The sequence below is a fragment of the Pseudomonas sp. 2024-210 genome (assembly GCF_045062345.1).
Lineage (GTDB): Bacteria > Pseudomonadota > Gammaproteobacteria > Pseudomonadales > Pseudomonadaceae > Aquipseudomonas.
The window spans coordinates 84,300-105,965 of record NZ_JBJGEJ010000011.1; the positions used below are offsets into that span (position 1 = coordinate 84,300).

A 21,666-nucleotide genomic window follows, 5' to 3' on the forward strand; every position below is an offset into this window, starting at 1 on the left:
TTCGCGCATCAGCGATCTGGACAGTGGTAAACCATGAATGCAGTAGAAATTGAGTCCGCCATTTCGGACCTGGCCCTAGAGCCCTTTGACGCGGCGGAGTTTCCGTTCACATTCCTGGCCGCATTCGGCAACAAGGAAACCGCGCTCAAGCGCCTACGCATCGGAAATAACAACGCCTCGGACGTACCTGGTGGCGTGCTACTGCGCAGCAATATTCATATCGCCACATGCGAGCCTGGCAGCGTGGGCGAAACGCTCAAGGCCTTGCGCGCCAGCCCGGCCACCACAAAAGCCAAAGCCAAGTTCATCCTTGCCACCGACGGGCTAACGCTGGAGGCCGAAGAGCTGATCACGGGTGAAACCATCACCTGTGACTACCCGGACTTTCCCAACCACTTCGGTTTCCTGCTGCCGCTGGCCGGCATCTCCACCATCAAGGAGATAAAGGACAACCCCATCGACGTGCGCGCCACCAGCCGCCTGAACAAACTGTACGTCGAGCTGCTGAATGAGAACCCGGACTGGGCCAAAGCCGAGCGCCGCGCTGACATGAACCACTTTATGGCGCGCCTGGTGTTCTGCTTCTTTGCCGAAGACACTGACATCTTCAGAGGCGACAGCCTGTTCACACGCACCATGGAGCGTTACAGCGAGCGCGACGGATCCAATACCCATCAGGTGCTGTCGGAAATTTTCCGCGCAATGAACATCAAGGACGCCGAGCGCGCCATCACACAGTCTCGGCTTCCTGGTTGGGCCAACAGCTTTCCCTATGTGAATGGTGGCCTGTTCTCGGGCAGCACCGAGGTGCCACGCTTCACGCGAATGGCTCGCACGTATTTGCTACACGCCGGCAACCTGAACTGGAAAAAAATCAACCCAGATATTTTCGGCAGCATGATCCAAGCGGTTGCCGATGATGAGGAGCGTGGCGCACTGGGCATGCACTACACCAGCGTGCCCAACATCCTCAAGGTGCTGAATCCGCTGTTTCTGGATGACCTGCGCGCACAACTGGTGGCTGCTGGTGACAATAAGGCCAAACTGCTTAACCTGCGCAAACGTATAGCCCGCATCCGAGTGTTCGACCCTGCATGTGGCTCCGGCAACTTCTTGGTGATTGCTTATAAACAGATGCGCGAGATCGAGGCTGAGATCAATCGTCGCCGGAGCGAGGCTCACAATAAGTCGGAAATACCGCTGACCAATTTCCGTGGTATTGAGCTACGCGACTTTCCGGCAGAAATTGCCCGCCTGGCGCTGATCATCGCTGAGTTTCAATGCGACGTGCTGTATCGCGGTCAACAGGATGCTCTGGCTGAGTTTCTGCCGCTGAATGCGCAGAATTGGATTATCTGCCACAACGCTTTGCAACTGGATTGGCTGAGTGTGTGCCCGCCTACAGGTACGGGCGTAAAACTGGTCAGCGATGACTTGTTCAATACACCATTAGATCAGACGGAAATCGACTTTGCTAACGAAGGAGGAGAAACCTATATCTGTGGCAACCCGCCCTATCTTGGCTCCACTTGGCAGACTGATGAGCAGAAAGCGGACCTAGAGGCCATCTTTGCCTCACGAGCCAAGAACTGGAAGTCACTAGACTATGTGGCAGGCTGGTTTATGAAGGCTGCCGACTATGGAAGTAAGACCAAAGCAAAGGCTGCATTTGTATCCACAAATTCAATTTGCCAAGGGCAGCAAGTACCAATTCTCTGGCCGCAGATATTTGCTACAGGTCACGAAATCTCCTTTGCGTATACGTCCTTCAAGTGGACCAATCTCGCCAGCTACAATGCGGGCGTCACAGTTGTGATAGTGGGCCTGTCGTCGCAATTCAAAGTGCCAGCTCATCTTTATTCTATCGCCAATAGCGGCAAGGGCGACGTAGTGGATGTGAAGGAGGTTGAAAGCATCAACGCTTACTTGGTGCCGGGAACCAATGTACTGATTGAAAAATCATCTCGTCCACTAAGCGGACAGTCGGAAATGAGCTTCGGAAACAAGCCCGTCGACGGTGGTCATCTTCTCCTTTCCAGAGATGAAGTCGATGCACTTGGCCTAACGTTAGAGCAGCATGAACGCTTCATTCGTCGTATCTATGGATCTTCGGAGTTCATTCGCGGCTTAGAACGTTATTGCTTATGGATAGAAGATTGCAACCTAGAGGAAGCGATGCGCATCGAGACCATTAGGCCGCGTATTGAAAGCGTGCGAGCGATGCGGTTGGCAAGCAGAGACAGTGGTGCCAATGAAATGTCTGCGCGGGCACACCAGATGAGGGAAATGAAAATTGCCCAAACCTGGACGATTACTGTTCCTAGAACCTCGTCTGAGAACCGCCCATTTTTACCCAACGGGTTAATCGATTCTCGAAGCACCGTGACGAGCGAAGCCTTCGCTCTCTATGACGCCCCGCTCTGGAATATGGCACTCATCGCCTCACGCCTACATCTGGTCTGGATTGGAACTATTTGCGGCAAACTAAAAACCGATTTTCGCTACTCCAATACCCTCGGCTGGAACACCTTCCCAGTACCGATGCTGACCGAACAGAATAAAGCTGATCTGACTGCCTGTGCCGAGAACATCTTGCTGGCCCGCGAAGCACATTTTCCTGCCACCATCGCCGACCTGTACGCCCCGGATGCAATGCCGGATAACCTGCGCCACGCCCACGAGCGCAACGATGAAGTCCTGGAACGTATCTATATCGGTCGTCGCTTCAAGAACGACACCGAGCGGCTGGAGAAACTGTTTGACCTCTACACCAAGATGACAGCAGACACAGCAAAGGCCACGCCGAAGAAGCCCCGAGGGAAAATGGCATGAGTCGATCTATGGAAAGTGGCCCTGCCAGCCTGACCACACCACCCGAGGGCTACGGCGAGTGGCTGGCGGATCTCAAAGGTCGCATCCACAACGCCCAGCAGCGCGCCACGCTGGCGGTAAACCGCGAGTTGGTGCAGCTGTACTGGCAGATCGGCAACGATATTTTGAGCCGCCAGGCACAACAGGGCTGGGGTGCCAAAGTGATCGAGCGGCTGGCCCATGACCTGCGCACCGCTTTTCCTGAGATGAAGGGATTTTCCCGCGCCAACCTGATGTATATGCGCGCCTTTGCCGAGGCCTGGCCGGATGCGGCAATTGTCCAACAGGCTGTTGGACAATTGCCTTGGGGGCACAACCTGGTACTGCTGACCCGGCTGAAAGACCCACAGCAGCGCTTGGCCTATGCCCAGAGCGCAATAGCGAACGGCTGGTCGCGCAATGTGCTGAACATCCACATCGAAACCCGTCTGCTGGAGCGCAGCGGCACGGCGGTCACTAACTTCGATGTCAGCTTGCCAAAGGCGCAGTCCGACCTGGCCCGCGAATCGTTGAAAGATCCGTATCGCTTTGACTTCCTTGGCCTTCGCGATGAGGCGCAGGAGCGCGAGATCGAACATGCCCTAGTCAAACACGTCACCGAGTTTCTGTTGGAACTGGGCGCAGGCTTTGCGTTTGTAGGGCGGCAGGTGCTGCTGGATGTAGGCGGCGATGAGTTCTTTATCGACCTGCTGTTCTACCACCTCAAGCTGCGCTGCTATGTGGTGATCGAGCTCAAAGCCGGCAAGTTCAAGCCCGAGCACCTGGGCCAGCTTGGGTTTTATATGACGGCAGTGGATCGCCAGGTCAAAGGCGAGCACGACAACCCCACCATCGGCCTTTTGCTCTGCAAGAGCAAAAATAAGATCGTGGCCGAATATGCGCTGGGCGATAAGACCCAGCCCATGGGCATCGCCGAGTACAAATTGCTCGAATCTCTGCCTGCAGAACTGCAAACCAGCTTGCCCAGCATTGAACAGATCGAACGTGAACTGGCGGGCAACGGCACCCTCATGGAGGACGAATCACAGTGACGAACACTACCAACCCAACCAACAGCTACACAGTGCCGTCGGTATCCATTGCTACAGCGCACACTGGGGCATCCAGCAAGGCCAATGAGCTGGGCATGCGTACCATGCAGGAACGTGCCTATACCAAGCGCGGCGAACAGTACCTGCTGATCAAATCGCCACCCGCATCGGGCAAGTCTCGCGCCCTGATGTTTATAGCCCTGGACAAACTAAATAACCAGGGCCTGCAACAGGCCATCGTCGTAGTGCCCGAACGCTCTATTGGCGGTAGCTTCGCCGATGAGTCGTTGAGCCAGCATGGCTTCTACTGGGACTGGCAGGTGGGCCCGCAGTGGAACCTGTGTAATGCCCCTGGCATCGATGAGCCGCGTGTGGCCAAGTCCAAGGTAGATGCCGTGCGCGCCTTCCTAGACAGCAGCGACAAGGTGCTGGTCTGCACCCATGCCACCTTCCGCTTTGCCGTGGAAGAGTTGGGCATCGACGCCTTCGATAACCGCCTGATTGCCATCGACGAGTTCCACCACGTTTCCGCCAACCCAGACAACAAACTGGGCAGCCAACTGAGCGCGTTTATCAACCGCGACAAGGTGCACCTGGTTGCAATGACCGGCTCCTACTTCCGTGGTGACAGCGAGGCCGTGCTGGCTCCGTCGGAAGAGAACAAATTTGAGACAGTGACGTACACCTACTACGAACAGCTCAACGGCTATCGCTGGCTCAAGTCGCTGGATATTGGCTACTTCTTCTACACCGGCAGATACGTGGATGCGGTAGCCAAGGTGCTGGACCCGTCGCTGAAAACCATCGTCCACATTCCAAACGTAAATGCCCGCGAGAGCCTCAAGGACAAGGAGCGCGAGGTTAACGAGATCATGAGCGCGCTCGGCGAGTGGCAGGGTGTAGACCCGGCCACGGGCTTTCACCTGATCAAAGCCAAAGACGGCCGTACGCTGAAAGTGGCCGACCTAGTGGATGACAGCGACCCAGCCAGGCGCTCCAAAGTGCTCGGCGCACTGAAAGACCCGGCTCAGAAGAACAACCGCGACAACGTCGATGTGATCATCGCGCTGGGCATGGCGAAGGAAGGCTTTGACTGGATCTGGTGCGAGCATGCGCTGACCATCGGCTACCGTTCGAGCCTGACCGAAATCGTGCAGATCATTGGCCGTGCCACCCGCGACGCCGAGGGTAAGGAGCGCTCGCGCTTCACCAACCTGATCGCCGAGCCTATGGCCGATCAAGCTGCCGTTGTCGAGGCGGTGAACGATATGCTCAAGGCTATTTCAGCCAGCCTGCTGATGGAACAGGTGCTGGCCCCGCGCTATGAGTTCACCCCGAAAGATACCGGGCCGAAAGAGGGTTTCATTTACAACGGTGGCGAGGGCTACCAATCAGGTGGTACCAACCTGGGCGTGAATGAAACCACAGGCCAGTTCCATGTCGAGATCAATGGCCTGACCACACCGCAGAGCACAGAAGCCACGCGCATCTGCAAAGAAGATTTGAACGAAGTAGTGACCAGCTTCCTGCAGGACAAAACCGTCCTGGAGCGCGGCCTGTTCGACAAGGAAAACACCTTGCCGGAAGAGCTGACCCAACTGCGCATGGGCAAGATCGTGCGCGAGCGCTACCCCGACTTGAGCGACGTTGACCAGGAAGCCATTCGCCAGCACGCCATCGCCGCCATGAACATTACTCAGCAGGCCAAACTGGCTCTGGCGCAGACAGATGCAAACGGTAGCGACAACGTGCAAGGCAGCACGGCGCTGCTGGATGGCGTGCGCAAGTTCGTTAACGTGCGCGAGCTGGACATTGACCTGATCGACCGCATCAACCCCTTCGATGCGGCCTATGCAGTACTGGCGAAGGCGATGGATGAAAAATCCCTGCGCCAGGTGCAGGCCAGCATTGCGGCCAAGAAGGTGAGCATCCCCGAAGATGAGGCGCGAGAGCTGGCCAAGCGTGCTTTGCAGTTCAAGAACGAGCGTGGCCGCCTGCCTGATATCAACTCAGCCGACGCCTGGGAAAAGCGCATGGCTGAAGGCGTAGCCGCGTTGGCACGCTACCGTGCCCAAGCCAAAGCGGCGCAGGGGGAATCCGCCAATGGCTGAAATGAACGATGACGACCTGCTGGATGCGCTGGGGGTAGAAGTCCCCACGCTCAAGACAGTCACTCGAACCCCTCGTGAAGAACGCATCATCGCTGGCTTCGAGGACATTCAGCGCTACTATCAGACCCACGGCCGCGCCCCACTGCATGGCGAAGACCGCGATATCTTCGAGCGCTTGTATGCCGTGCGCCTGGATCAGTTGCGCAAGCTGCCGGAGGCACAAACCCTACTGGCCGGACTGGATAGTCACGGCCTACTGTCAGGCACTGCGGTCGCCGCAGTAAATGTGGATGACCTAGATGAGGACGCCTTGCTCGCCGAGCTGGGCATCGGCAGTGAGTACGTCGACCAGGACGACATCACCGTGCTGCGACATGTGCGCTCCAGCGCGGCAATCAAGGCGGCAGAAGAAATTGCCGCTCGGAACCCATGTAAAGACTTCGAGAAGTTCAAGCCGCTGTTTGATGAAGTGGAAGCAGGCCTCAAGCAAAAACTCTGGGTGACCAAGCCCTTTGGCAAGAACGCTAGCATTGAGGCCGGGGACTTCTTCGTTCTGAGTGGTCTCATTGCCTATGTCGCTGAGATCGGCGACACCTACAAAACGCCGAATGCAGAGACAAATGGGCGTTTGCGCGTGATCTACTCCAATGAGACGGAAAGCGATCTGCTGCTACGATCCCTACAGCGGGCGCTCTACAAGGACAGTGACGGTCGCGCCGGATCTCGGCTCATCAAGGTAGATTCCGGCCCACTGTTCAGCGACATAGCAGAGCCGGACGACATAGAAAGCGGCACTATCTATGTGCTGCGCAGCCAGTCCAGCCACCCCTTCGTAGCCGAGCACCGCGAGCTGATCCACAAGATCGGCGTGACCGGTGGCAAGGTGGAAACCCGCATCGCCGGGGCGGATAAAGACGCTACATACCTGCTGGCTGATGTGGAGGTGGTCGCTACTTACAAGTTGCACAACCTGAACCGAACAAGGCTGGAAAACATCTTCCATCGCCTGTTCGGCGCGGCGCAGCTGGACTTGACCATCGAAGACCGCTTCGGCCATCCGGTCAAACCTAGGGAGTGGTTCCTGGTGCCGCTGCATGTGATCGATGAGGCGGTTGAACGCATTCGGGATGGGTCGATTACCGATTTCGCATATGACCCGCAAACGGCTCGCCTGATCGGCTAAGGCGCAGCTAAATCGTGATGATCAAATCCGGGCGGAAGCCAGTCTCTTCGCCCGGATACCCCTCGGATTGCAAACTACACGGGTGCCCGCCACGTCATAGTCGACGGCGGTGTGCGAATGCCCATGTACCCACAGCGCCATCTGTTCGCCCCCCATAAGGCTTTCCCAGCGATTGGCATATGCGGCATCCATTTGAATGCCGGCATGCAGGCTGCCGTGGACAGTTTCAGCGCGACTTAACCTACGTTAGCCTCGACCAGTCGCAAAGGAGATGACGGTACATCCAGCATGTACTGCCTGGTCACCATCTCTGCCGTAAGCCCGGCAGCTGTCAACACCCGCTTCCAGGTACCGTAATCCAAGAGATTGACCGCCCTCTGTACCAGCATAGGCGATTCCATAGGGATCAACTCGTCAAACTCTTCGTGCTTCGTGAAACCCTTTCGATTGAGGTACGTGAAGCCCGACTTAGCTTGCTCGGCGGTGAGCAGATCGAGGGTGTGAGCCCTGAAAATGAGCGCCTTGAAGCTTACCTTCCAACGAAGCTTCATATCCTTGAGTGCCGGCCAGTTCAGGTACTTGCCTCGCATAGGGGGAAACTCTGATGCGAAACTTGCCCGGGGCATCAACAAAGCGCTGGCAAACTGGTTAGCCTGATCCTCAGTAAGGCGGCAACCGGTCTCAATGCCTTGGTGCATCACCAAATGGCCCATTTCATGGGCAAGGTCGAAACGTTGCCGGCATGGGTTCACCTTTGCGGTGTTCCTCACGATCAACGGTCGTTTGTTGGACAACGAGAACGCATCGACCTTGTCATCGGCTTCGGCTAGGTTTACCACCAGCACGCCAACTTTTTCTGCCAGCTTGGTCACACTGGACAGGGGGCCGATCCCCAGGCCCTGTTCACGGCGAAATTTTTCAGCAACCTGCTCGATCTTGTTGATACCGGATACAGGCTCCTCAAGCATGCTGAAACTCACTGCAGGAAAAGCAACCTCCTTATCCAACTCGTCAATCAGCAGCTCAAACATCTCGACCTGAGCCGCAATGGTCTTCTTGAGAGTCTGCGAGGAGGATCGGACGCTTCGAAAATGGCATTGCTCCAACTCCACCGAACTGCGTCGTGGCGTGAAGAAAAAACTCTCGCGCACGCCCAAGGCTTCGGATAGCTGGGCGAGTTGAGTGCCCGAAGGAATCGCATTGACTTCCAGCTTGTGCGCGTATTGCCGGGTAACGCCCAAGAGCACTCCAATATCGGCGAGCGAACGCCCCGCAGCGCATCTAGCGAGACGGAGCTTGTCGGGCGAAAACTCGTCGCCAAGAGGCAGAAAGCCTGTTCTGTCATTCATTTACTGGATCAGCATCTCGTGTTGCGCTCTGGTCTGCATCTTTGTCCCGACGAGCGACTAATGGTTCATCGATTGCCACCTCTTGTGGAAGCTCGGTGGTACGAGGAGCAAACAGAGGCACGTAATCATGCACCCACTTACATACGACGTTCCGGTTGGTATCGAAGCCCAGAACCGAAGCAGTCAGCGTCGGCCCGTCAAAGTTGCCGTCAGTATCGACATACAAACGCCAGGTAATGTTCTTGTCGATCGCAGGCCCCAGCAGGCTAGCCTGGTAAAGCTCAACTCGGTTGGATTGCAGTCGATACCCTTTCGTTCGGACCTCGGGATCGTCCATTACTACCTGCATCAGCACGCCATTCACACTCAGCGTGAAGTCCATGGTGCGGTTAGTGAGCAGCAGCCACGGAAGGGCCGGATCGCGGTGTAGGCGTTTGAACCGGCCGTGAACGCGGCCATACGGAAGTGTTCCCATAGTCCAGTTGGTATCGTCATCAGTAGAGGTGACTTCCAACGCACGGTAAGCCGCATCCAGAGCGTTATTGCAGATCAGCTCGACGTGTTCCGGCTTTAGCCTCGGTTCCAGCTCACTCGGGTGTTGGATCGGGGGCATGGGCCTCTCCATAAAAGCGTGCAAAACATAGGTACTGTCAACCGGCATTTTTGTGCAAATTATGGTATCTGTCAACCTTCGTGCCCGCGATGCTCAATAGTGCCTGGCGAAGCTTTTAAACCCGAAGCTACCTAAGACCGTTTCCCGGCAACAACACGCGACCCTGGCGGTAGAGTGCTCAGGTTGTACAGTTTTTGCTCACCCCCCCCAAAAGCCATACACGACGCTACGTTCAGCTCACTGGCTTACAGCGCTTCCAGGACGCTCATAATCCCCTAGTCGCAGTTTCGTGTGCTGCCAGGTGCAAATTAAATTATCTCGGCCCTGCCTTACCGACGTACCGATACAGCGTTGTTCTCGATACCCCGTATCGCTTGGCTACAGTGCCAACCTGAATCTGTGGATCTTTAAGCAGAGCCTTTATTTCGCGGACTTGAGCCTCTTCCAGCGCAGGTTTACGACCACCTTGACGTCCTCGAGCGCGAGCCGCCGCCAGCCCTGCGCGGGTACGCTCTCGAATCAAGTTGCGCTCGAACTCGGCCAGGGCAGCAAACACATGAAAGATCAGCTTGCCGGCAGCGCTGGTGGTTTCGACTCGCTCGTTGATCGACTCGAACCCCACCCTTTCCTGCTCCAGCCGACTGACGATCCCAACCAAGTCAGGCAAGGAGCGGCCGAGGCGGTCTAGTCGCCATACGACCAGAGTGTCGCCACTGCGCAAAGCCTTGAGACAATGCCCCAGCTCCGGCCTATCCGCTGACTTGCCGCTAATGGTCTCTTCGTAGACCAAGGAGCACCCAGCCAGGGCAAGTGCATCTCGCTGCAGGTCGAGATTCTGATCATCAGTCGAAACTCGGGCGTACCCAATCCGCTTACCCATACATTTTTCTCACACTGATTTCGGTACGGGAAAAGTGACAGGAAAGTGGTAAATCCCAAGCCCAAAAGCTCATCTGGAATAGGTGTGCCATAAACGACCGTTTACGGGATGGATGCGCTCGTCAATTTCAGGCGCTGAATGCGACCGAAAACGAAGCCCAGGATATTTTTTCTCGCTCAACATTTCCTTTAGCGGCTCAGCACCTGAGCTGAATGGAGGAATGACCATGAAGCAGAGTTTCCACTCACATTTTGATCGGGACTTGACCAAGGCCGGTTCGGCAATTCTCAGGGAGGCAGTCCGGCGCGGGCTTCTCAGTCAGCACGAGGCCATGATCCACGACCAGCAATGGGCGCAGTTTAGTGCTTATGCCAACGAGTCTCATGAGGTAGACATCTTGGAATTCGTCAATAAAAAATTGGTGAGGGAGTACGGGGAAGAGCTCTATATCCAGACATACCAAGGAAATCTCCCACTGCAAAGCGTGTCGGGCCTGCTTGAGACTGTATATGTAGTGATGGGCTTCGCAACTAATGGGCACTGGAAAGGCGCAGCGGCTAACGTCGGTAGCCGTCTTGGCTTTCCGAGCTATGCACGGATTACCGTACCGCGCAGTCTTGACCGTACTAAGTTTGAAGCCGCGATGGTGGATATTCAGGCTCTCCACTCAGAGCAGCTAGCAACATTAATCAGGTCAGTTCGATACCTCGGCATGTCATTGCTTGAGGCTTTTTTCTTCGACGCAGAAGATGCTCACAAGGACGCCGAAGAAGAAAACATCTTTTATGTATTCAGCAAAGATAAACATGAGCATCGGATCATTAATATCTCTGCCCCTGAGCAAATTATAATTTTGAAGAAGGCCGCGGCATTTCAAAAACTTCAGGGCAGCAGCCACGCGACACCAGCAGCTTGGCGTACATGGAAATTAAAGAACCTACCTGCAGCTCAAGAGCTTTTACTTTCTCACGGACTAAACATTGATGATTGTCGCGCGGCATATGCCTGCGAGCTCTACTGGCGATTGTCTGGTCACCACGCCCCGATTCTTGGGGGCAAAGCTCCCCAAGATGAGGATCTGGAGGCCCGGAATCACGTCGCCTACGAGCTCGGGAATATGCGTATCTGGGAAACTGATGCGTACGTTGGTGCCCGAGCCAACCTGAGGAAGGAAGCCGCCGGTACCAATCGCTAAGCCATCACACAGCAGATTTGGGATTAGATCAGACACCCTTAACCTTGGCAGAGCTCGAATTAAAGGAGTCAGGGTATGGATCGTTTTGAATTGCTTGTATATGCCGTGCTTGCCGTCATCAGTGCGCTGACTATCGCAGGTGTAATTGGCTATATGGTCGCAGCGTACCTGGACAAGAAGCACGGCGACGATTGAGCCTTCAGCGGAACGGCCAGATACCTGCAACGAACTGTCCGCTGCCCCTTGGCAGCGGGCGCTTACCCAAATCCATCGGCAAGGCACCCTACCGCTGCGATACGCAGTATTTTCCCAAGCCTATGAGGTCATGGGATGACTTCGGAAGGGCTGTCAATTTCCGCACCCTAGCGAAAGTGACAGGAGCGCCGAAGCGTTTAGATCAGCAACATGCACGCCCTCCATGTGGCGAGCTAGCTTGCCAAGTACGCTAAAACTCGTGCGCCGACTCGCTGGCAACATCTGATCTTGGGTTTTCCGAAAGCTACCGGAGAGTATCTAGCGACCTCATCTATCCGGAGCACAAGCATGGAATTTCGTCACCTCGGTAACGGGCTGTACTTCCCACCTATTGCGCCCAACGGTCGGGTTTATGCTGTACCTCTTGGGCAGGAAACCCAGGTAGAGATTTTCTGCCTGACACCAGTGGGCATCATGGGCGCGGGCATCAAATCGCGCTGGTCAGAAATCGTTGGTTTTTACTACGACGACGAATCCTGGGAGATCATCCCGCGCAATTACTCGGGACGAGGAATGCGCTTCAGCAGAGGCCTATCCTGCATCACGGTGATAGCAGGCAACGAGGCCCTCACGACCCACATCCAGGGCTACCCCATCCCCATGTGCGTAATGAACCGTATTGCGTTCGAAAAGCAGCGAGGCACTGAGGAGTAGCGCGTCACCGTCGCCACCCGCTACGCGACACGGGTACCAGCTAGGCCGGCACCTACCAAAGATTATTTTATGAAAGTGAAGCCTTTCACTACTAATACAGATCGCAGCTGGGCGGCTGACTTGGTCGTAAGCGTCACTGCTAATAGCAAATACGGCCTCCGCCCCCACCTGCACGGGCCTGCTGGCTGACAGCGAGTAGATTTAGCGCCCTACACTGCTTATAGCCCGTACCCGTCGCCGTCCCTGACCAAGCGCAGCAGTATGTCTCGCCGGAGTTCACTGCTGATACGAGAAAGCCCCGTCAGACCAAGCAGCACGGGGCTTTCGGGTATTTAAGTCGGTTCAGATCCGTTTGGCACTGCTTATAGTGTGCTCAGACTCTACTCCTCCGAGCAGAGGTCGCCATGATCAAGCGCTTGATATCTACACAGCTTTTTCTCATAGGCGACCAACGTCCGACGCAGCTGACGATTCTCACTGGCGATGCTGCGAATCTCAGCCAGACGCTCCTCAACCTGTAAAACGAGGCCGCGGTAAGGGGATTTCACAAACTCAAACGAGGAAGCCGGGTATTTGTGTTTGCCGTTGCCTTTGGGAATAGTCAGGGGCGCGAACTTGTTTTTTTGCCCTTGCAGTGGCACCAGTTTGCACCAGTAGATCGAGTAAGCATTCGGGCTCGTTTGCTTGATTGACACTGCAGCCACGACAGATTTAACCCCGGTCTTTTTGTATATCTTCATGGACGCATCCATATAGCTTGCAGCCAGGTATCTCGCGTCCGCAAGCAGCTGCTCGTACTGCTGATCCAGCAGGGTGACTATCGTTTGTGCTTCTTTACTCATGGCCAAGGCTCTCTTCGCTGTAAGAGCCAAAATGGTGACCGATCGCTGAGCCCCCGGAATTCGATTTCAGACCGTTCTACCGTCGGAAATCTACCGAAAGTGGGTGGACTGGCTCACACTATCAACCTACCTCGCGTCAGATGATCGACGGATGACGACATGTCAGTCGCAGAAAAACATAACGTGCGAAGGATGCACAACAGATGACGACGGCAGCCTTTACCCTGAGCGGATCAAGATCAACATGTTAAAAGCAGATGATAGCGAGCGGGCGTGTATCCCTGCCTAGCTGCAACTGGCCGACTTCTGCCAGTTACGACAGGCAGAAATCGGCCAGAAGCAGCCGCCTGATGAAGGCAGCTTTCCACTCGAAGCGGAATATCACTTAGGGCTTACTGAAATTTTTGCTGAAGTAATCTATTACCTCATTGGCCTGCGTACCCTGGCGAAAACGTTTCAGCCCTTCGAAGTCAGTCGAAGGCAGCATGTGGATTATCTGATGATCCGCGTAGAGGGAAATAACATCATGAGGATTCAACCCTCCGGCGCGCTGTCCCGTAAGCGTGTTAGTCGCCTCAATGGCAGCACCAATCACAACGTCCGCCAGCTGTACTGCAGGACTGGTCCTCGAGTCGACTTGTGTCACTGACTGGAGCTTGAGTGGAAAGGTGAGGCTCGCGATCTCCGATTGGCGAAATGTGACCTCGTTCTTGTGATTAATAAAGCGCAGCAGCAAGTCATGGTAAGTGAGCAGGTTCTTGGACTGATCATGCTCAACCAAGTAGGGGCCATCAGCCATGACTTCCATCCGGCTTATCAGCGATTGCAACACCACAAAAGCGGCGTCAGTGGTGACACCTGATGTGGCGATCGCTTGAAGGCATTCCGGCGCGGCATACTGCGCCAAAGGCCCCAAAGCTTCCGGTAGTTCCTGCCAGCGTGTGGCGCGAACAGCAGCCACGAGGTCGATAAGTGCTGCAGGGCTTTTTTCCTTTACTGCGCGCTGGAAACAAACGAGCAACTGCTCAAAGGCTGCCTCTCCAAGAAGGGTGGGGCCCGCCACATAAAGCAGCGACCCGAGCGCGTAGTTCTGCCCATCCTTATAAAAGTCGCATCCGCGCTCGTAGTAGTACGGTTCAACTGCGTAATCCAGAAACATCAGCAGCAGCAGAAAGCGCTTATCACAGACGTAGGTAACGCACTTGTGATGGGTCAGGACATCACGCATTAACGCCAGAAGCCGTGGGTGATTGGCTGGCCGGTGTGACAGAGCCCGGTACTTGAGCTCTTCCGCTTGTAGCTTAGGAAAGTGCTCTTGGATCAAGCGTCTGGCCTGATCATCATCAATGGCAATGGCTGCGGCCCCTTGAAACCTCTGCTCGAGATTTAGCAGGTCAAATCCGGTATAGCCACTTTCGTCGACTCTGAAGCACTCCATATGCAACTCCCCGAGGTCGTAGACAGCACTGGAAGAGCCTGGCTATTCCTCTGTATGTGTCGCCGGGTTACCGATGACGGAAAACAGTTATAGCGGATTAGCCACGTCAGCGACCGCTTGCATAACTGCCGCTTGGGCGGCTCCAGCGATAGCAACAGGCATTGAGCCAAGCCGAAGCTGATTCATCCTTTCAAGGTTCTCCACAATGGTGCGGACGAGGTTCGGATCGTAGTCATCTCTGTCAGCCTCTTCATGGACGCCTTTGTTTAGATACGTCCATACGTTCGATTGCACCGGAACACCTATGACGTCACTAAGCCCCTGAACGACGGCGGGCTTGTCCTGGTGCACAAATGTTCTCGAGTCATCGAGCCGTCTTTTCAAAGCCTCGCAGAGATTTCTCAGATTCGGCTCCGCCCCGCGGCCAGCTAACGGCAGGGTTATTACTCCGAGGTCGTTCTTGCCGAGCCACTTCCAAATCTTGTCCGTAAGCATCTCCAGGGCCTGCCTGGATGCGCCCAGTGCGTTGCGCCAGTCACCAATGTCCAAGGCGGCACGGGCCAGCTCCAAGTAGTTGAAGGTGATCTCGTTACCTTTTACCCGCGGCCGGTGATCCCCGATATGAGGCATGAAGTAGTAGGCCGTCCATTGGCCTTTCTCGACATGGTTCTGCAGATCCTTGATGAATTCGCTGCTATGGCACGTGACGATAATTTGAGTTGCTGCGAAGCGATCACTCTGGAAGATCGCCTCTCTGATGCCTTCACGGTGCTCGGTGTCAATCGCGTTGATCGCATCGTCAAAGATGATCGTCGGAGCCTGAATATGCAGTGCCTTTGCAAGAAGGATTGCAACGCCCAGGCAACGAACATGTCCCTCGCTGAGGACGTGCAAAGCATCTACCCTGGTATCTGGGGCAGCGCGAAACGCCAGCCCGATACGCTCTTCTTCGTTGGTCGGCAGATAAAGTGCCGCTAGCTTGTCGCCGTCATGATCGCGTCTGTTGAACTCGTTATAGATCTCCAGAGCGACAGTGTTAATCCCAGCTATGAGCGTACCGGGCAGCTCTGATCTGAACTGCCTGAGCAGCCTCAAGAATTCGTCATAGGCCGCTTTAATGCGTCGACTGAGTACGAGCTGCACTGCCTCTTGCTGCACAGCATCGATGAGCGCTGCATTCGCTTGGTCAAAGTTGGCAATTGTCTGTCTAGCTATGCCGACTTGCCGGGCTACCTCAGCGCGACGTGTTTGAAAACCAGCTACATCTTGCGCTGCCTGAACAAGCCGAGTGCGCTCTTGTGCCAGTGCCGCGCGATCTGCCAGTACCTGGTTTGTCTGGGTATCGATCCTTTCGCATTCGACTGCTAAGTCGACGATCCTCTGCGCCATCGAAGGCGCATCGCCTTGTTTTACATAGCTCGCTTTCCACCAGGCAGCACGGTGGTCAGCACCCGGAGATGCGAGATATCGCACCCTGTCATCGGCATGATCAGGCTGAGCGCTAACGCGCTGACCGAAGGCAGTTAACAGCCCCTCCAAGCCTCGGGACGCACGTTCCCATTCGCCTCGTACTGCGTTTTTTTCAGCCTGCAGGTTAGCGAGCTCTTGAAGCTGAGCCAGACCGTCACGCGCCTGCACGTATGGGTCACGTACAACGTTATAATCACCATTGATTGGCGTCCCGCAAGCGGGGCAGTTATCGGGCGACAAGGCTTGTAAGCCAAGAACCGCGTTGTACAGATTTTGGAAGGAGGTCTCACCAGTCTTGGCAGTTAGCCTTTTGTCCACATCCTCGAGCAGCTCCTGCTCACGATCCGCAACCTGATATGCCGCAACCAACGCCTCGCTGCTGACGCCATAGAGACCTGGCGTTGGCCCATCCAGTTGCGCATTGAGGTAATGCAGACGACCTGGAGCGGCATCGCTGCCGATGAGTTCAAGAAGCTGCTGGTACGAGAGGCCGGCAGCATACGCTCCAGCATAGGCAGCCTCCTCTTGCGCGATTGTCTGAACTGCCTGGAGCTCGCCATTTATTGTTGCTTGATCGCGCTGCAGCGCTGCACGCTGCGTTTCGAGCTCCTGCTGTTGGATCGCAACTAGATTGAGCTGCTGGTCCATCGACTCGTTGAAGTTAGTGACGAAGTCATGGAACTGCTCCATACCAAACAGAGCCGCTATCAGATCCTTCTTTTCACCTGCGCTCTTAGATGCGATTCGAGAAAAGTTATCTATGCGGTTTTTCTCAACGAAGCAGAATCGATAGACCTCTGAGTCCGCTTGCACTGCCGACACCTGACCTTCCGCGCCTCGTGCAGCGAGGGTGGGGGCTTCATACCTATCTTCGTGAAGGTTCGCGAAATAGCGTTGAGCAGGAATTCGCTTAGCCGACGCCTCATCTACGGCCCCCAAGAGTGCCAGCTCTAACGCTTCGCAGAGGCTCGTTTTGCCGCTGCCATTAGGGCCGTAGAACATGGTAATTCGCTTAGGAAAATTGAACGTCTCAGCCACTCGGAAGCCACGAAAAGGGCCGACGGTAAGACTATGCAGTGCGCTCCATGCCCACTCACCAACAGTAACCGCTCCCGCAACTGCGGGAGGTGTGAAGTCGGTTTGGAGCAGAGACTCTTTAGCCTTGGCAGCCAATAGCACCGATCGGCGGCTCATAGCGCGCGAGTGTGCGGCCACGGTGTCGAAATCTTGGTCGACCAGATTTGCAAACCGTCGAGTGTCTTCGGTAGCACCGCGTTCTGGAAGATGAAGCCAAGTTAGGAATTGCTGGTAGTCATGCCGAGCCGAACTCATATTGTTTACCTCCTGTAAACGTACCGTGGTCAACATCCAGTCGCTGCGAAAATTCCACCTCCATCTTCTGATGCCGAAATCGAATTGGCAACAGCGTCGGATTCAATAAACCCAAGCGCCTTCAGGGGCTAAGTGCTTGATGTCGAAGTAGCGCCGATCGAAATCAAAGCCACCGCAGGCTGGCTTCGGTGATAGCAACATTGAATTGATCCGCAGAGGTGCCATGCATGATCACAATCCGAATGCATCGCTGCCAAACTGTTTGCCTATGAGGTTGACGATAACTGCGAGGAAACCTGGGCCGAAGGCATGAATGTGTTCCATACGTTTTGCACAGAATGGCCGCATTGGGCCCGTCACGAAAGGCAGGGGGTGGCCAGCAGCAGTCTCACTCCACCATACCGGCCAGAAGCATCGCTCTGCGGAACCCAATGTCGAACCGACTCAGCTTTTAACCTCGCTCGGGCTCAATATGAGCCCGAGCGAGCTACCTGTGGCAATATCGAGGCTTTCATCAGAATCCTCGCCTTAAGGTTTCTGGTGGCCATTTCTATGTCGTAATTGTGGTTTCTACAGTTACTTCGACAGGTTGAAGGATCTGATACTTCTGTCTGATCAAGTTGTAGATGTCAGGGATATCGTCAGCTTGCACGGTCACAATCAACGCGTAATTGACGTCTGGTGCCGAGCTCGGCGAGATGCCACGACTGCTCTCGCGTGCGTGGTATTCAATGTCGAAAACCGGACCTACCAGAGAGTCTTCGCCATCAAAGCTCCGATCACGATGTAGGCAGGTTTCCCATTTATGGGCGTCATCTCGGAACTGTCTCTCAGTCATCTTGTACTGGGAGCCGCGACCAAAGAAGTCTTTGCTTGTCTCGATACCGGCGCCCGCCTTGGGGCGGAAAACCACGCCCATCCCTGAGCGGGTGTAGTTGATGGCGTGCTCGGGGTCGGTGTGCGCCTGAATGCAGAACGTGGCTTTGATCTGCGCTTTTCCGGTGATTGGGATGTCTGGGAAGGGAATGGGGCAGCGCAGGTACTGACCTTTCTCAAGTTGACCCTGAAAGATAATGGTGGCGCTACTGTCTGGGCATTCAAGAAGGACCAGCGGGTCCTCTTGGAAACGTCCCCAGCCCACCTCGTTGCGGCTGATTGTGCGCTTGTACTCGGAATGGTGGACGAGCAGGGCTTTCAAAGCGATTGCCGTCATCTCATAGGACGTCGAGCAAGCAACACCTGCCGCAGTCCTTAGTGTCAGCGGCGCTGAGTAACTGGTTCCTTGGACGCCGACGGTGCTCCCCAGAATAGGGTTGAACACCTTAAAAGGTTCAGCGTCGGAGCCGCCAAAGGCAACGCCATCGGGCTTGACGTAGCCCGGGCTTCTTCCGGGGCCTACGCAACTGTATTCAGCTCGCTTCCATTTAGTACCGCTGGTGTCTGCAGCGCCAATCGCCAGCGCGTTGACCATGTCCCCTGGTGGTTGAATCCTGTTCGCCCCTTCTACGTCGCCATCATTGCCGACCGCGACGGTGGCCAGGATGCCGTGGCGCGAGCAAACCTGGTCAAGCGTTGCAGTCCAGGCGTGCACCTCTTCGTCATTAATCGGCATTCGTGGGCCAAGACTCAGGTTGGTGAACTTGTATTCTCCAGAGTCGAGTGCATCCCGGATCTTGATCAGTACGTCGAAGAGGTCTGGATCTCGGCCAGAGATAGGCGAAAGCACACGATAGTGGTGGACATTCATGTATGGACGTTTGAGCTCGTCAACTTCTGAGGCGAGCCTGCCAAACAGAAAGGTCGATGTGACTTCGTTGCCATGCATAAGCAGTTGGCCGTTTGTATCGCCTGTGTCCTCGTAGTAGTACTCGGTCGCCCAGCCGGCGAGGTCCGTTGTCCCCAGGCCGCCATCAAAGATTGCTGCAGCTTTGTCTGGGGCAATAGCGGCGTGGCTGGGTAGCGTCGTGCTGTAGTTGGCTAGCGTTGAGCGAGCAAGGGTGGGATGTGCGATTCGCAGCTCAGGCATAGGCCGAGCAACGCGAAGGAACGTATGACTGGCGATGGCCACAATGGCTTCTGACGACGCGTAGACCGGGATGAACGTTAGCCCCCCAACCTTGATCCGCCGCTTCAGGTCAGCTTTGCCCGAATGTGCTTTCACAAAGTCAGAGAAAGAGGCAACGATGTCTTCTTCATCGGATCCAGCATGCAGGGCAACTTCGAAGGCATGCGGACCGTCTCCCTGTGGAAGCGGGCCCCGGATCTTGCTCTCGTTTTGGATCCAGCGGACCGACTCGATCTCCTTGAGCTCTTTTTCCAGTGTGGCCGGGATGTCGCTCGACTTGAGCAGGCCACGTAGGTTGGCGACGGCGCTTTCGGTGCCAGCGATAAACAGGGTCGCTGTGGCTTGGAGCTTTCCGGCATCTCGGATGTCCGTAACTTGCCTCGGAACAATCGAAGTCTCTTTGCTCCCTACATCGCGCAAGCCTGCTTTTTTGAGGATGCGCTTGGGGAAGTAGGATTTGGCCAGAAAAGCAGGGTGCAGCGTCAGCTCAAAAACACCTTCCCCGCGGGGTTTGGCTGCTTTCGGAAGAGCTGAGAGAGATAGTTGAACCTGCTCCAGGGATGAGGAAATCTCGGCACGGATCTCCTCAAGCGTGTACGGGTATTTCTTTGGCCCAGAATTACGCTTGATCTCTTTGGCGGTTGCCAGCGCTTCCCCTTTCCCTAAAAGCAGGTTCCTATCAGCCATTCGTACTCTCCTTGAATTCCTTTATGACTTTTCCAACAGTTGGGTGGGAAACATTCAGCTCGCTTGCGATTTTTCGCTGGGATAAACCCTGCAAGGAGAGCTGGATAATCCTCATATCTCTGGTGCTATGAGCCGACTTTCCAGAAGCGAGGTTCTTGAGCGAGATATCGATGATGGTGTCGTTAAGTGAGCGCTGCTCCAGAACTGCCCGTTTTCTTGCCGTAAGGACGATTCTGTTTATGTCCGAGAACGAGCTTCCCTGCAGGTGGGTAGCCAGTTGCTGGGCGATTTTGGGAGATACCTTTGCTTCGGTTAGAAGCCCCTCAATTAGCTGGATGGGAGGGTTTTCAAAGCGAACCGTTGCTTCAAATCGCCGCCATGCAGCCGGATCCAGCATGTCTGGATGGTTTGTTGCGGCGATCAAGATGGAGGTGGATGGCCACTCATCGATGGCTTGCAGCAGAACGTTAACCAGCCGCTTGAGCTCCCCTACGTCTTTCTCGTCGTCTCGTCTTTTGGCGATCGCATCAAATTCGTCCAAGAACAGAATGCAAGGGAGGCTCTTGGCATGCTCGATTACGGCCTTGATATTCGTGCCGGTCTTACCCAGCAAGCTGGACATTACCGATGCAAGGTCCAGCGTAAAAATTGGGAGCTGGAGCTTGCTGGCAATCCAGTGTGCAGCCAGTGTTTTGCCGACTCCTGGTGGGCCGGTAAAGATCATGGAGCGAATCGGCTCCAGTCCTGCGGTTAGGAGCTCTTTGTGGCTTTTCCGCTCTTGAATGATCTCTAGCAGTTGCTGCTCGACGGCGATTTCCCACTTGGGCTCGAATTCAATGAAGGCGTCTGCGCCTTCTTTTAAAAGGCTGCGTCGAGAGTCTGCATCTACCGGGGTCGCCAAGCGTGGAGCGCCTCGCACCCCACTATCGGATGCGAGGAGCTCGGCTAGACGAGAGGCAAGTTCTGGCTGCGTCTTCTTGAGCTTGCTTACGATCTGACGGCCTATGAGAGCAAAGGCTGCGGCGTTGCCTCGAACCCCTTGCTGGTAAAGAGATTCAAGGTCTTTTTCGGCTAGTGTTACCATGATAAGCCCATTTATTTCTGTGTCCTGGCATAGCGGTAAATTTAATTATTATAAATTTACCACTTATTTACCAGGCTTTCCATTCCCATCTCTAGAGGGAAGGAGTGACGTGACATGCCGTACTTTTCCAAAGATTGCTCGAGCGGCCACCGAGCGGTCACCCCAAGCGGAGAGTGAGGCACTATGGTAACCGTCTGGCCAACTCACCCCTCAGCACACAGACCAGCTCGGACAAGAACGGGTGGAAAACAAAGCCTTGCCCGCAGGTATACCCATTGAATAAGCCTGTATCTGACGTAGGTCATGCAGAGCCTGCCAGCGGGTCGCAATCGACGATGGCTTCATTGTATACTTCGGCTCCGCATACCCCTTGAGCTACAGGAACATCAGCATGACTGTACTCCAAACGATCTACTGGCAGCCTACGCCGCCTTAGCGCTACGCCCCCTCGCAACAACCTGCTTCCGCTAGCCTCGCTCGCGGGTGCTCACTGCTGTACGCCTGGTTTTACACCTTAAGCACACAGCAAAAAATCCTCAAAATTTGAATTTGTATCGATTCGCTCGCCACTCCCTTGGCGTGCGCGATGCTTTGCCTTGGATATTT

The 21,666-nt window shown here is 55.2% G+C and carries 14 protein-coding genes; 6 read left to right on the plus strand and 8 right to left on the minus strand.

The window, feature by feature from the left end:
- Nucleotides 1–33 precede the first annotated feature (33 nt).
- From ACI7MX_RS16085 to ACI7MX_RS16100, 4 genes are read left to right on the plus strand one after another with little or no spacing between them, the layout of a single operon-like run.
- Entirely contained in the window at nucleotides 34–2,832 is a 2,799-nt protein-coding gene (locus ACI7MX_RS16085) for a DNA methyltransferase (RefSeq protein WP_034026582.1), read from the plus strand.
- An 8-nt stretch (nucleotides 2,833–2,840) separates the two neighbouring features.
- Nucleotides 2,841–3,902 (plus strand): YhcG family protein, encoded by a 1,062-nt coding sequence (locus ACI7MX_RS16090; protein WP_034026579.1) that lies wholly within the window; start codon nucleotides 2,841–2,843, stop codon nucleotides 3,900–3,902.
- Nucleotides 3,899–6,013, plus strand: coding sequence for a DEAD/DEAH box helicase family protein (locus ACI7MX_RS16095; RefSeq protein ID WP_034026576.1), 2,115 nt, complete (start codon nucleotides 3,899–3,901; stop codon nucleotides 6,011–6,013). Before ACI7MX_RS16090 ends, ACI7MX_RS16095 begins: the two co-directional genes overlap by 4 nt.
- A complete protein-coding gene (locus ACI7MX_RS16100; RefSeq protein ID WP_034026574.1) occupies nucleotides 6,006–7,196 on the plus strand; it encodes a GIY-YIG nuclease family protein in 1,191 nt (396 codons plus the stop codon). The genes ACI7MX_RS16095 and ACI7MX_RS16100 overlap by 8 nt, the downstream gene beginning before the upstream one ends.
- 236 nt (nucleotides 7,197–7,432) lie before the next feature.
- Here ACI7MX_RS16100 and ACI7MX_RS16105 read toward each other — a convergent pair whose 3' ends face one another.
- From ACI7MX_RS16105 to ACI7MX_RS16115, 3 genes are all read right to left on the minus strand, one after another.
- Nucleotides 7,433–8,545 carry an ImmA/IrrE family metallo-endopeptidase gene (locus ACI7MX_RS16105; protein WP_034026572.1) on the minus strand — a complete coding sequence of 371 codons (1,113 nt, stop codon included), beginning with the start codon at nucleotides 8,543–8,545 and terminating at the stop codon, nucleotides 7,433–7,435.
- Nucleotides 8,538–9,158: a hypothetical protein gene (locus tag ACI7MX_RS16110; protein WP_034074010.1), complete on the minus strand. Its 621-nt coding sequence runs from the start codon at nucleotides 9,156–9,158 to the stop codon at nucleotides 8,538–8,540. The genes ACI7MX_RS16105 and ACI7MX_RS16110 overlap by 8 nt, the downstream gene beginning before the upstream one ends.
- A gap of 313 nt (nucleotides 9,159–9,471) precedes the next feature.
- Nucleotides 9,472–10,038 (minus strand): recombinase family protein, encoded by a 567-nt coding sequence (locus ACI7MX_RS16115; protein ID WP_034026566.1) that lies wholly within the window; start codon nucleotides 10,036–10,038, stop codon nucleotides 9,472–9,474.
- 226 nt (nucleotides 10,039–10,264) lie between these two features.
- On the opposite strand from ACI7MX_RS16115, the gene ACI7MX_RS16120 reads away from it, so the two are divergent.
- Nucleotides 10,265–11,233, plus strand: a complete 969-nt coding sequence (locus ACI7MX_RS16120; RefSeq protein ID WP_034061321.1) for a hypothetical protein — start codon at nucleotides 10,265–10,267, stop codon at nucleotides 11,231–11,233.
- A 543-nt stretch (nucleotides 11,234–11,776) separates the two neighbouring features.
- Complete coding sequence (locus ACI7MX_RS16125) at nucleotides 11,777–12,142, plus strand: hypothetical protein (RefSeq protein WP_034061318.1); 366 nt, start codon at nucleotides 11,777–11,779, stop codon at nucleotides 12,140–12,142.
- A gap of 380 nt (nucleotides 12,143–12,522) precedes the next feature.
- Here the strand turns inward: ACI7MX_RS16125 and mobI are convergent, their stop codons facing one another.
- The 5 genes from mobI to ACI7MX_RS16150 all read right to left on the minus strand — a co-directional run bounded on the left by mobI (nucleotide 12,523) and on the right by ACI7MX_RS16150 (nucleotide 21,060).
- Nucleotides 12,523–12,984, minus strand: coding sequence for a conjugative transfer protein MobI(A/C) (gene mobI / locus ACI7MX_RS16130; protein WP_034061316.1), 462 nt, complete (start codon nucleotides 12,982–12,984; stop codon nucleotides 12,523–12,525).
- A gap of 385 nt (nucleotides 12,985–13,369) precedes the next feature.
- The gene (locus ACI7MX_RS16135) at nucleotides 13,370–14,422 is read right to left on the minus strand and encodes a DUF3800 domain-containing protein (RefSeq protein WP_034061313.1); all 1,053 of its coding nucleotides are present in this window, start codon (nucleotides 14,420–14,422) and stop codon (nucleotides 13,370–13,372) included.
- Nucleotides 14,423–14,509: 87 nt separating this feature from the next.
- Nucleotides 14,510–17,224 (minus strand): AAA family ATPase, encoded by a 2,715-nt coding sequence (locus ACI7MX_RS16140; RefSeq protein WP_041477917.1) that lies wholly within the window; start codon nucleotides 17,222–17,224, stop codon nucleotides 14,510–14,512.
- Between the two features lie 550 nt (nucleotides 17,225–17,774).
- A complete protein-coding gene (locus ACI7MX_RS16145) occupies nucleotides 17,775–19,976 on the minus strand; it encodes a S8 family peptidase (protein WP_034061308.1) in 2,202 nt (733 codons plus the stop codon).
- Nucleotides 19,969–21,060 carry an AAA family ATPase gene (locus ACI7MX_RS16150; protein ID WP_034061305.1) on the minus strand — a complete coding sequence of 364 codons (1,092 nt, stop codon included), beginning with the start codon at nucleotides 21,058–21,060 and terminating at the stop codon, nucleotides 19,969–19,971. The genes ACI7MX_RS16145 and ACI7MX_RS16150 overlap by 8 nt, the downstream gene beginning before the upstream one ends.
- Nucleotides 21,061–21,666: the final 606 nt, after the last annotated feature.